The sequence below is a fragment of the Streptomyces sp. NPDC047081 genome (assembly GCF_040643775.1).
Classification (GTDB): Bacteria; Actinomycetota; Actinomycetes; order Streptomycetales; family Streptomycetaceae; genus Streptomyces.
The window spans coordinates 475,462-487,520 of sequence record NZ_JBEYUY010000004.1 but is presented as its reverse complement, the minus strand read 5'-3'; the positions used below and the strand labels follow the sequence as shown (position 1 = coordinate 487,520).

The window sequence follows — 12,059 nt, the reverse complement described above, 5'->3', positions numbered from 1 at the left end:
GGCTCCTGTCGTGGGTGGGCAGTCACCTCCGATAGTGCCGGTGAGTGCCTCGACCGGCCGCCCCGGGGCAGGCCGCTGTGCGAGGCTGAAGGTCCACAGCGAGGGAGTGGTCGCGATGGCAGCCGATCGCACGACCCCACCGGTCGCCGTCGTGACCGGCGCCAACCGGGGCATCGGGTACGAGGTGGTACGGCAGCTCGCCGACCGCGGCCACCACGTCGTCCTGGGCTCCCGCGACCTCGACAGGGGCCGCGCCGCCGCAGCCCGCATCGACCCGGGCGGCGAGCGGGTCACCGCCGTGCAGCTCGACGTCTCCGACGAGGCGAGCGTGTCCGCGATGGCCGACCGGGTCACCCGCGAGCTGGGGCGGGTGTCCGTGGTCGTCAACAACGCGGCGATCCTGTACGACACCTGGGCCCAGGCCCGGTCCGCCGACCTCGGCGAGGTGCAACGGGCCCTGGACACCAACCTGTTCGGCGCCTGGCGGGTCACCCAGGCGCTGCTCCCGCTGCTGCGGCACAGCCCACATCCACGGGTCGTCATGGTGAGCAGCGAGGGCGGTTCCCTCCAGTCGATGAGCGGCGGCACCCCCGCCTACAGCGTCTCCAAGGCCGCGCTCAACGCCCTCACCCGCATGCTCGCCGGCGAACTGCGCCGCGAGCGCGTCCTCGTCAACGCGATCTGCCCCGGCTGGGTCGCCACCGACATGGGCGGCCGGGGCGGCCGCCCGGTCGCCGAGGGCGCCGCGGGCATCGTCTGGGCGGCCACCCTCCCGGACGACGGCCCGACCGGCGGCTTCTTCCGGGACGGCAAACCGGTGCCGTGGTGAGCGAACCGAACGCCGACCGGCCTGTTCCGGCCGCCGGTTGAGGGCGCGGTCCCTCAGATCACCTTCAGCCGCACCAGCGCACCCAGCGTCAGCGCCCCCGGCAGCAGCGGCAGCCACACCGTGATGATCCGGTAGGCGAGCACCACCGCCGTCGCCACGGCCACCGGGCCGCCCGCCGCCACCAGCGCCACGACCAGCGCCGCCTCCACCGAGCCGAGCCCGCCCGGCGTCGGCACCAGCGCCACCGCGACCGTCGCGGCGAGGTAGGCGACCGCCATGTGCACCGGCGGCACCGGCAGCCCCAGCGACAGCCCCACGAGGACCAGCCCGGCCGCCTGCAGTGCGGGGAAGGCGAGCGAACCGCCCCACAGCGCCAGCGCCCGGGACGGACGGGTGTGCACCGAGCGCAGTTCGCCGAGGGCCGTGCGCAGGAAGGCCGCCGCGGTCGTGCGCAGCCGTCGTACGAAGGCGAGGACCAGAGCCGCGACGACGGCGATCGCGCCGATCGTCAGCAGCAGGGGGCCCATCGCGTCGTCCGGCAGCAGCGAGCCGAACCGCAGCGCGTCCGGGAAGGCGAGCAGCAGGGTGAGCAGCAGACCCACCCGCGTGACCGACTCCGCCAGCAGGTACAGCGCCAGCGCGGCCGAGGAGCGGGCGAGCGGGATGCCGCACACGGTCATGAAGCGCAGGTTGACCGCCCCGGCGCCGAGGCCGGTCGGCAGCAGGTGGTTGGCCGAGCCCGCCGCGAACTGGGTCGCGAGCAGCCGCCGCCTGGGCAGCCGGTCCATCACCGCGCCCTGCCGGGTGAACGCGGCCGCCACCCAGGTCAGACAGGTGGCACCGGCCGCGGCGAGCAGCCACGGCCACTCGGCCGACCGCAGATGGCCGAAGCCCTCGGCGAGGACGTCACGGTGCTGCACGGCGATGACGGTGACCAGCAGGAGCGGAAGCAGGCACAGGATCTGGCGGACCGGGACGCGACGGGGGAACCGTCCCGGCGTGGGGCCTTGGGGAAGTTGAACCGCAGTCACACTCGAAGAGGTTTTCCGCACCGCGCCAACTGCGGGTTGCGGGATTGCGGCGGGCGCCTTACGGACGGAAAGCGGCTGGGGAGGCAGGGCCATGAGGTCCTTCGAGGTGGGGGACGGAAAAGCGGGAGTATTGACCTCAACAACGCTCGAGGTTCTACGTTCTCTCCCATGAGCATGGAGACCACAGCCTGGACACAGCTGCACAGTGTCATGACCGCCCAGCCGGAGCGCCGCCCCTTCGCGCGCGCCACGCTGCGCCGCATAGGAGCGTTCGCCCGTCCGCACCGCGCCCGTATCGCGCAGTTCGTGCTGCTCGGGGTGGTGACCGCACTGCTCGCCGTCGCGACCCCCGTGCTCGCCGGACATGTCGTCGACGCGATCGTGTCGCACGGCGACGAGGGCACGGTCGTCCGCCTGGCCCTGCTCATCGCGCTCATCGCGGTCGCCGAGGCGGCCCTCGGCATCCTCGGCAGGCGGCTGTCTGCGTCGCTCGGCGAGGGGCTCATCCTCGATCTGCGCACGGCTGTGTTCGATCATGTGCAGCGGATGCCGGTCGCGTTCTTCACACGGACACGTACGGGCGCGCTGGTCTCCCGTCTCAACAACGACGTCATCGGCGCCCAGCGCGCGTTCAGCAACACCCTCTCCGGAGTGGTCAGCAACCTGGTCACGCTCGTGCTCACCCTCGCCGTGATGCTGACACTGTCCTGGCAGATCACCCTGCTCGCGCTGGTGCTGCTGCCGGTGTTCGTGGTCCCGGCCCGCCGCATGGGCACCCGGATGGCCCGGATGCAGCGGGAGGCGGCGACGCTGAACGCGGCGATGGGCACCCGGATGACCGAGCGCTTCTCCGCCCCCGGCGCCACCCTGGTCAAGCTCTTCGGGCGCCCCGAGGAGGAGTCCGAGGAGTTCGCCGCCCGCGCCCGCCGGGTCGCGGACATCGGCGTACGGACGGCCACCGCCCAGTCGGTGTTCATCACCGCGCTGACCCTGGTGTCCTCCCTGGCCCTCGCCCTGGTCTACGGCCTCGGCGGCTGGTTCGCGCTGCGCGGCAGCCTGGAACCCGGCGCCGTCGTCTCCCTCGCCCTGCTGCTGACCCGCATGTACGCGCCGCTCACCGCCCTCGCCGGGGCCCGCGTCGAGGTCATGAGCGCCCTGGTCAGCTTCGAGCGGGTCTTCGAGGTGCTCGACCTCAAACCCCTCATCGAGGAGAAACCGGACGCCCGCGAGGTGCCCGAGGGCCCGGTCGCCGTGGAGTTCGACGACGTCCGCTTCGGCTACCCGTCCGCCGACAAGGTCTCCCTCGCCTCCCTCGAAGAGGTCGCCTCCCTGGACACACGGGGCGGCGCCGAGGTCCTGCACGGCATCTCCTTCCGCGCCGAACCCGGCCAGACCGTCGCCCTCGTCGGCTCCTCCGGCGCCGGAAAGTCGACCATCGCCCAGCTCCTGCCGCGCCTGTACGACGTCGACGCGGGCGCCGTACGCGTCGGCGGCGTCGACGTCCGGGACCTGACCGCCGGCTCCCTGCGCGCCACCCTCGGCATGGTCACCCAGGACGGCCACCTCTTCCACGACACGGTCCGCGCCAACCTCCTGCTGGCCCGCCCCACCGCGACCGAGCCCGAACTGTGGGACGCCCTGCGCCGCTCCCGCCTCGACGAGCTCGTACGGTCCCTGCCCGACGGCCTGGACACCGTGGTCGGCGAGCGCGGCTACCGCCTGTCCGGCGGCGAGCGCCAGCGCATGACCATCGCCCGGCTGCTGCTGGCCCGCCAGCACGTCGTCATCCTCGACGAGGCCACGGCCCACCTCGACAACACCTCCGAGGCCGCCGTCCAGGAGGCCCTCACCGAGGCACTGGAGGGCCGCACCGCGGTGGTCATCGCCCACCGCCTGTCCACGGTCCGGGCCGCCGACGTGATCCTGGTGATCGAGGGCGGCCTGGTCGTGGAACGCGGCACCCACGAGGAACTCCTGGCGGCGGGCGGCCGGTACGCGGAGCTGTACCGGACGCAGTTCGAGGAGCGCGGCGACGCGGTGCCGCCGATCGCCGCCCAGGAGGCCGTCGCCTGAGGCCGCCCGCACCCTGACGGCGCAGCGCGCCCGATACCCCGTACAAGGGTCGAAACACGCAGGTGGGCGGCGGTGCTTGGGTGGCGGAGGGCGCGGCACGGGGCGCTCGATCGGTTGCGGGGCACCGGGCGGGTTCTCACGGTGAGCGCAAGACAGCTGCACTCGACAGCCCCGAAAGGAACCTGCATGTCCCCCCTCGTAACCCGTGGACTGCTGCTGCCGTCCGTCATCTGCGCCGCGCTGGTCTTCGGCCCCGTCGGCACCGCCGCCGCCACGGTCGGCGCGTACCGAGGAGCCTCGGATCCGGCCTCCTCGCAGTCGTCCGTCCCCGGGTCCGTCACGGCCGCGGACACCGAGGACATCGGTCCGTGGCTCGACGAGATGAAGCACGAGATGCGGGACGACGTGCACGTCCACGGCACCGACGCGCTCGCCCCGCTGCTCGACGTGCTGACCGACCTCACGCAGCGGGGCACCGCTCCGCTCGGCGTCCAGGAGGCCGCCGACTACCACAAGGCGGTCGAGAAGGCGTACGCCACCGCGCTGCGCGGCGTCGAGCAGCGGGCCGTCGGCACCGACCGGGCCGCGGTACCCGCCGCCGACCCGATCGCGGACGCCGTGGCCCAGCTCCAGAAGACGGTCGCCGACCTGCTCAAGGCCCTCACCTCGCTCGACCTGGGCGGAGTGCTGAGCGCGGTGACCGGCCTGCTCTCGCCCGTCCTCTCCATCGTCACGGGACTTCTGGGCAGCCTGCCGGCGCTCCCGGCGACTTCGTAGCCGACGTACCGGATTCGGGGGCGGGCCGCCTGACGCGGTCCGCCCCCTTCCGCGTGTGCGCGGTGTGACGCGGTTCTCGGTGCGGTCCCCGGAGCCGTTCCGTACCCTGGGCTGCGCCTCAACTGAGAGCCCTTGACCTGCACGCAGGCAGGGAGCCGAATTCTGGGAGCACCGCATGCTGCGCACCATGTTCAAATCGAAGATCCACCGTGCCACCGTCACCCAGGCCGACCTGCACTACGTGGGATCGGTGACCATCGACGCCGAACTGCTCGACGCCGCCGACCTGTTGCCCGGCGAGCTCGTGCACATCGTGGACATCACCAACGGCGCCCGCCTGGAGACGTACGCCATCGAGGGCGAACGCGGCTCGGGCGTGATCGGGATCAACGGCGCCGCCGCCCATCTCGTCCACCCCGGCGACCTTGTGATCATCATCAGCTACGCTCAGGTGACCGACGCCGAGGCGCGGGCACTCGAACCCCGGGTCGTGCACGTGGACCGCGACAACCGCGTCGTGGCCCTGGGCGCCGACCCGTCCGAGCCGGTGCCGGGCTCGGACCAGGAGCGCAGCCCGCAGGCCGTACCGGCCTGATCCCGATCACCGTCCGCCGGACCAGGAGCGTGCCCATGAGCGACATCGAGATCCGCGACGACCGGGCGGCGGGCCGCCTGGAGGCCTTCGGTGACGGCACGGACGGCGAAGTCGTCGGCCACATCGAGTACTTCGTCCTCGAATCGCCGGCGCGCGCCCTGGTCCCCGTCCACACGATCGTGGAGCCGGCCCACGAGGGGAAGGGCATCGCGGGTTCCCTCGCACGGGAGTTGTACGACATCGCCGAACGCGAGGGCGTCGTCGTCGCCCCGCTCTGCCCGTACGTCACCAAGTGGGCCGAGCGCCACCCCGACGTGGCCCCGGCGCCCGACCCCGAGCTGCTGCGGGCGGCGAAGCAGTGGCTCGTGGCGCACCCCGGAAGGTTCTGACGACATGCTCGCCCTGCTGCACACCTCACCCGCGCACGTCCCCGTCTTCGAAGCCCTGCGCGACGAGGACCATCAGGGCCTGGAGCTGCGGCACTTCGTCGACGAGGAGCTGCTGGCCCGGGCCCGGCGGGAGAGCCCGGAGGCGGTGGCGGACGAGGTACGGGCCGTGCTGGACAAGGCAGTTGCCGAGGGCGCGCGGGCGGTCGTGTGCACCTGCTCGACCATCGGCGCGGTGGCGGAGGCGGCGGACGTGCCGGTCCCGGTGCTGCGTTCGGACCGCCCGATGGCGGCCGCGGCGGTGGCGCTCGGGCCCCGGATCACCGTACTGGCCAGCGTGGAGAGCACGTTCGGACCGACGACGTCCCTGATCGAGGAGGAGGCCCGCCGCGCGGGACGCCCCGTCGAGGTGCGGACCCGCCTGGTCGAGGGCGCCTGGGACCGGTTCGCGGCGGGAGACGGCGAGGGCTGCGCACGCCTGGTGGCGGACGCCGCCGACACGGTCACCGGGGCCGACGCGATCGTCCTGGCCCAGGGCTCCCTGGCACCGGCCGAGCAGCTGACGACGACCACGATCCCGGTGCTGTCGAGTCCCCGGCGGGGCCTCGCGGCGGGCGTGCGGGCGGTGCTCGGCGGATAGACCGCCCGGTCGGCCCGGCCTCGTGGCATGGCGCGCGGATGCGGGGCCGATAGAGCCGCATGGGCCCCTCCCGTCATGCGGGCGGGTGAGTGGGGGACGCGGGCGCCGGGTACGCGTGGAGTAGTCCAGAGCCGATGTCGACCGACTGGCCGGAGGACACCATGACCGACCCGTATCCCACCCCCGCTCCACCCGGACCCACGCCCGGACCGGATCCCCGGCCCCCGGACCCGTACCCGTCACCGGTCCCCACGCCGCCACCGGCCCCGGGCCCGGAACCCACGCCACCGTCGCCGGGCCCGGGACCGGCCCCGGAACCCACGCCGACCCCCGGCCCACCCCCGGACCCCTCGCCCTCACCGGTCCCGCCGGGCCCGGAACCCGTACCGAACCCGGAACCGGGACCGCCGTTGACCTGAGCACGGCCCGAACGGCGGCCGTCCGGGCCCGGGGGCGATCCGGCCCCCGGGGCCGGGCCCGGGCGCATCCGTCAGCCGCCACACGCTGTTCACACGCGATGGGGAATGCCCTTTCCCCGCACGCCGGTTGGCCCGGATATGACCATCGGCGCAGCGCTCAACCTGCAGCACCGCATCGACCTCACCGTGCAGCTCGCCAGGGAAGCCCACGAGGCCGGGCTGCGGTCCGTCTGGTTCGGGCAGACCTTCGGCTACGACTCTCCCTCGCTCGCGGCGATCGTCGGCCGTGAAGTACCCGGCCTGCACGTCGGAACAGCCGCGATCCCCGTCTTCGGCCGGCACCCGCTGCTCGTCGCGAGCCAGGCGCAGACCGCCCAGGCCGCGACCGGCGGCCGCTACCACCTCGGCCTCGCGCTCGGCACCAAGCACCTGACCGAGACCGGCTTCGGCATCCCGTACGAGCGTCCCGTCGCCCGGCTCCGCGAGTTCCTCACCGCCCTGCGCACCCTCATCGAGACCGGCGGCGCCGACTTCCACGGGGAGCTGCTCACCGCCACCACACCCCTGCCCGCGTCCGTGCCGGGCGCCGAACCGCCGGTCCCGCTCCTCGTCGCCGCCATGGCGCCGCAGGCCCTGCGCGCCTCCGGCGAACTCGCCGACGGCATCCTCCCGTTGCTCGCCGGTCCCCGTGCGCTCGCCGAGCACATCGTCCCCGCCGTCACCGCGGCCGCCGAGGCGGCGGGCCGGCCGGCACCGAGGATCGTCGCCTTCGTGCCCGGCGTGGTCACCGCCGACGTCGAGGCGGTGCGCGAGAAGGCCACCGAACAGCTCGCGTTCTACGAGCAGTTCCCCTCCTACCAGCGCGTCCTCGGCCTCTCCGGCGCGATCCGCGCCGCCGACGTGGCCGTCATCGGCGACGAGGACACCGTCGCCGCCGAGGTACGCCGGTACCGCGAGGCCGGGGCGACGGAGGTGGTGTTCACGGCCACGGACCTGGGCGGCGACGAGGACCGCCGCCGTACCTGGAAACTCCTCGGCGAACTCGCCGACGGCTAGCCGCGCAGCCCGCCCGCGTCCACCGTCGCGGCAACGGAAGAGGCGGCGGCCGGCCGCCCGGGCCGCCCGCCGCCTCGTACCGGCAACCGCTACGCGCCGACCTCCGACCGGTCCCCGCCCCACAGCGTGTGGAACGAGCCGTCCCGGTCCGTGCGCCGGTAGGTGTGCGCGCCGAAGAAGTCCCGCTGCCCCTGCGTCAGCGCGGCAGGCAGGCGCTCCGCGCGCAGCGCGTCGTAGTAGGCGAGGGCCGCGGCGAAGCCCGGCGTCGGGACGCCCTGGCGGGTCGCGGCGATCAGGACCTCGCGCCAGTCGTCCTGGGCGGCCGCGATCTCCTGCGCGAACGTCTCGTCGGACAGCAGGCTCGGCAGGTCCGCGCGCGCGTCGTACGCCGCGCGGATCCGGTCCAGGAAGGCCGCGCGGATGATGCAGCCGCCGCGCCAGATCGCGGAGACCGCGCCCAGGTCGATGTCCCAGTCGTACTCCTCACGGGCCGCCGCGATCTCGTGGAAGCCCTGGGTGTAGGAGACGATCTTCGAGGCGTACAGCGCCTGCTCGACGCGGTCCGCGAAGGCCCCGGCCTCGGACTCGGACAGCGGAGTCGCCTTCGGGCCGGCGAGGCCTCGGGACGCCTCGCGCAGGTCCGCGTGACCGGAGAGGGACCGGGCGAAGACGGCCTCCGCGATGCCCGACACCGGAACGCCCAGGTCCAGGGCGATCTGGACGGTCCAGCGGCCGGTGCCCTTCTGCTCGGCCTGGTCCACCACCACGTCCACGAACGGCTTGCCCGTCGCCGCGTCCACGTGCGACAGCACCTCGGCCGTGATCTCGATCAGGTAGGAGTCGAGCCGGCCGGTGTTCCAGGTGCGGAAGATCTCGGCGATCTGCGCGGGGGAGTACCCGGCGACATCGCGCAGCAGCTGGTACGCCTCGCCGATCAGCTGCATGTCGGCGTACTCGATGCCGTTGTGGACCATCTTCACGAAGTGCCCGGCGCCGTCGGGACCGACGTGCGTGACACAGGGCGCGCCGTCCTTCGCCTTCGCGGAGATCTTCTCCAGCATCGGGCCGAGCGAGTCGTACGACTCCTTCGGGCCGCCCGGCATGATGCTCGGCCCGTTCAGCGCGCCCTCCTCGCCGCCGGAGACGCCCATGCCGACGAAGTGGATGCCCTGCTCGCGCAGTTCGCGCTCCCGGCGCCGGGTGTCCGCGAAGTGCGCGTTGCCGCCGTCGATGATCATGTCGCCGGGTTCGAGGAGCGGGGCGAACTCGTGGATCACCGCGTCGGTGGGCTCGCCCGCCTTGACCATGATGACCAGCCGCCGCGGCCGCTCCAGCGCCGCCACGAACTCCTTGGCGGTCTCCGCCGCGATGAAGTCGCCCTCGTGCCCGAACTCCTCCACCAAAGCGTTCGTACGCGCCACCGTGCGGTTGTGCAGGGCGACCGTGTAGCCGTTGCGTGCGAAGTTGCGGGCGAGATTGCGGCCCATGACCGCGAGTCCCGTGACGCCGATCTGGGCTGAGTTGCTCATTCGGTTGGCTCCTAAAGGATCCGGTATCGGTGGTGCCGGTCGTGCCCGTCAGTATCGCCCCACCGACCATCCTGACTTGCCGGTACGCCGAGCGCACATCCGGGCCGCCCGCGCTGCCGAAGGCAGATACGCACGACAGGCCCCACCCGCCTCAGCATTTCCGCAACTGCCGTGTATTCCTGTTCCTTTGCGGGACAGGGCGGCCGATTGCCGTCTTGTCATGGCCTGTTCGTGGCGCTTACTTTTGGCCCTCCTGACGCTTGTCGAGGGGGATCTCCATGGCCGTACGCGGCCGGCACCGCCGGTACCAGCCGAACAGGATCAACCGGGCCTCACTGACCGTCACCGCCGGAAGCGCCGGTATGGCGATCCCGCTGATCGGCGCCGGCACCGCCCACGCGGCCGACGTCTCGACCTGGAACAAGGTCGCCGCGTGCGAGTCCAGCAACAACTGGAGCATCAACACCGGCAACGGCTTCTACGGCGGGCTCCAGTTCACCCAGTCCACCTGGGAGGCGTACGGCGGCGCGAAGTACGCGAGCCGCGCCGATCTGGCCACCAAGGACCAGCAGATAGCCGTGGCGGAGAAGGTCCTGGCGGGCCAGGGCCCGCGCGCCTGGCCCGTCTGCTCGGTCAAGGCCGGCCTTACGCGGGGCGGGGACACACCGGACGTCCACCCGGCGAGCAGCACCACGAAGAAGACCTCCGTCGAGGACGTGAAGCCGCAGACCACGCCGCAGTCGCGGGCGGGCACGGCCGAGATGTACACGGTGGTGCGCGGCGACAGCCTCTCCGAGATCGCCGAGCACGAGGACGTACGGGGCGGCTGGCAGCGCCTGTACGCCGCGAACCGGAGGACGATCGGCTCGGACCCGGACCTGATCCTCCCGGGGCAGCGGCTGAACCTGAACGGGAAGGCGCCCGCGACGCATCCCGCGTCGACGAAGTCCTCGACCAAGTCCTCCACGAAGAAGGAGGACAAGACCGAGAAGGCGTCCTCCGTCACCGAGGAGAAGGCCAGGACGAGCAGCCACTCGCTGGTCGCCCCGGTGTCGGGGCCGATCGGCACGCCGTACCACGTGGCGGGCTCCTCCTGGTCGAAGGGCTACCACACCGGCGTCGACTTCCCCGTACCCACCGGCACCTCCGTGAAGGCGGTCGGGGCGGGCACGGTCGTCAGCGCCGGCTGGGGCGGCTCGTACGGCTACCAGGTGGTGATCCGGCACCCCGATGGCCGCTACACGCAGTACGCCCATCTCTCGGCGATCTCCGTGCGGGCCGGGCAGAGCGTCGGCGGCGGCCAGCGGATCGGGCGCTCGGGGGCCACGGGCAACGCGACGGGCCCGCATCTGCACTTCGAGGTGCGGACGGGGCCCGGTTTCGGTACGGACATCGACCCTCTGGCCTATCTGAGGGCCGGCGGCGTCAGGATTTGACGCGCACCCGGTGCCGGTCCGGCTCCGGCGCCGCCACGTACGAGCCGCCGTAGAAGCGGTAGCGGGCGGGGTCGGCGGGCTCCTCGTCATCGCCGTCGTAGGCCACCGCCAGGACCGTGGGCCCCGCCTGGGCGGGGACGACGACCTTGTCGTGCAGCGCGGCCACCGGCTGCTCGGGCACCGCGACCAACAGGTCCTCGACCGGTGTGGACTCGACCGGCGTCGGAGCGGACTCCGCCGTGGTGCGGGCGATGCGCTCCGTCGTCAGCAGGATCAGGCCGCCCGCCGCGACCACGGCGCAGCTCAGCGCGAGCATCGTGCCCGTGGTGCCGTAGCGGAAGGTCTCGCCGAACATCGTGATGCCGACCGCGGCCGCCACCACCGGGTTGACCACCGTCAGCGTGGCCAGCGGGGCCGCGAGGCCCGCGCCGCGGTAGGAGGCCTGCGACAGCAGCATGCCGGCCGTCGCGAAGACGCCGATGACGGCCAGGGACGGCAGGTCGGAGAGGGTGACGCCGCCGGTCCAGTCGACCGCGACCGTCTTGGTGAAGACCGAGGACATGCCGAACGCTATGCCGGACGCGGTCGCCAGCAGCATGCTGCGCACCGCCGGGTGCCGGTGGGCGGCCCGGCCCGCGATCATCAGCGTCACGACCACCGAGCCGGTGACCACGGCGACGGCCACCCGCTGCGCGGTGTCCAGCGACTGCCCGTCGGAGGTACCGACCAGGGCCAGCAGACCGGCCAGGCCGACGGTCGCCATGATCGCGCCCCGCCAGGCGGTCGCACCGGCCTTGCGGCCGACGAACAGCGCCGCCATCGGCAGCGCGAACACGATCGTCAGGGCGCCCAGCGGCTGCACCAGGCTGAGCGGGCCGTAGGCCAGCGCCACCACGTGCAGCAGACCGCCGAGGCCGTTCAGCGCGACCGCGGCCCACCACGTGGGGCGGCGCAGCGGCGCGTACTGTTCGTCGGGGGAGGAGACCGCCACGTGCTCCTGCACGATCGCCCCGCCGGCGTAGGCGACGGCGGAGACGAGCGACAGCAGAACGGACAACGCGAGGGCACTCATGAGCTGCTCCTCTGCGTGTGGCGGGGATCAGTCCCGCGCGACGAACGGTCGGCCTTCATAAGCAACACGATGCCTTGTCGATCTGTTCCCGTCGTCGTCCCTGAGCACGCAATGGGTCCTACTGCCGATGGAGTACGAATCGGGCACTGTCATACCCAGGGTGGGTGACCCGCGGGGGACGCCCCCTGGAGACGCCCCCTAGGGGCCTTGGTACTA

The 12,059-nt window shown here is 72.9% G+C and carries 11 protein-coding genes; 8 read left to right on the top strand and 3 right to left on the bottom strand.

The features are described from left to right. Positions 1-115: 115 nt before the first annotated feature. On the top strand, positions 116-829 hold the full coding sequence (locus ABZ848_RS10630) for an SDR family oxidoreductase (protein WP_360828542.1): 714 nt from the start codon (positions 116-118) through the stop codon (positions 827-829). 53 nt (positions 830-882) lie between these two features. On the opposite strand, the gene ABZ848_RS10625 is transcribed toward ABZ848_RS10630, so the two are convergent. Beyond that, entirely contained in the window at positions 883-1,953 is a 1,071-nt protein-coding gene (locus tag ABZ848_RS10625) for a lysylphosphatidylglycerol synthase transmembrane domain-containing protein (protein ID WP_360828541.1), read from the bottom strand. Between the two features lie 81 nt (positions 1,954-2,034). Between ABZ848_RS10625 and ABZ848_RS10620 the strand changes: the two genes are divergently transcribed. From ABZ848_RS10620 to ABZ848_RS10595, 6 genes are all read left to right on the top strand, one after another. After that, complete coding sequence (locus ABZ848_RS10620; protein WP_360828643.1) at positions 2,035-3,933, top strand: ABC transporter ATP-binding protein; 1,899 nt, start codon at positions 2,035-2,037, stop codon at positions 3,931-3,933. A 186-nt stretch (positions 3,934-4,119) separates the two neighbouring features. After that, entirely contained in the window at positions 4,120-4,710 is a 591-nt protein-coding gene (locus ABZ848_RS10615) for a hypothetical protein (protein ID WP_360828538.1), read from the top strand. Between the two features lie 175 nt (positions 4,711-4,885). Next, on the top strand, positions 4,886-5,305 hold the full coding sequence (gene panD, locus ABZ848_RS10610) for an aspartate 1-decarboxylase (protein ID WP_360828535.1): 420 nt from the start codon (positions 4,886-4,888) through the stop codon (positions 5,303-5,305). Positions 5,306-5,340: 35 nt separating this feature from the next. Beyond that, a complete protein-coding gene (locus ABZ848_RS10605; protein ID WP_360828532.1) occupies positions 5,341-5,694 on the top strand; it encodes a GNAT family N-acetyltransferase in 354 nt (117 codons plus the stop codon). Between the two features lie 4 nt (positions 5,695-5,698). Next, positions 5,699-6,331, top strand: coding sequence for an aspartate/glutamate racemase family protein (locus tag ABZ848_RS10600; RefSeq protein WP_360828529.1), 633 nt, complete (start codon positions 5,699-5,701; stop codon positions 6,329-6,331). 557 nt (positions 6,332-6,888) lie between these two features. Beyond that, on the top strand, positions 6,889-7,806 hold the full coding sequence (locus ABZ848_RS10595; protein WP_360828526.1) for a TIGR03564 family F420-dependent LLM class oxidoreductase: 918 nt from the start codon (positions 6,889-6,891) through the stop codon (positions 7,804-7,806). 89 nt (positions 7,807-7,895) lie between these two features. Here ABZ848_RS10595 and gndA read toward each other — a convergent pair whose 3' ends face one another. After that, positions 7,896-9,335, bottom strand: coding sequence for an NADP-dependent phosphogluconate dehydrogenase (gene gndA / locus ABZ848_RS10590; protein WP_360828523.1), 1,440 nt, complete (start codon positions 9,333-9,335; stop codon positions 7,896-7,898). 278 nt (positions 9,336-9,613) lie between these two features. Here gndA and ABZ848_RS10585 point away from each other — a divergent pair, with 278 nt between their 5' ends. Beyond that, positions 9,614-10,771 (top strand): transglycosylase family protein, encoded by a 1,158-nt coding sequence (locus ABZ848_RS10585; protein ID WP_360828520.1) that lies wholly within the window; start codon positions 9,614-9,616, stop codon positions 10,769-10,771. Here the strand turns inward: ABZ848_RS10585 and ABZ848_RS10580 are convergent. Next, positions 10,761-11,843: a DMT family transporter gene (locus tag ABZ848_RS10580; RefSeq protein ID WP_360828517.1), complete on the bottom strand. Its 1,083-nt coding sequence runs from the start codon at positions 11,841-11,843 to the stop codon at positions 10,761-10,763. The two genes, ABZ848_RS10585 and ABZ848_RS10580, sit on opposite strands and share 11 nt — an antisense overlap. Positions 11,844-12,059: the final 216 nt, after the last annotated feature.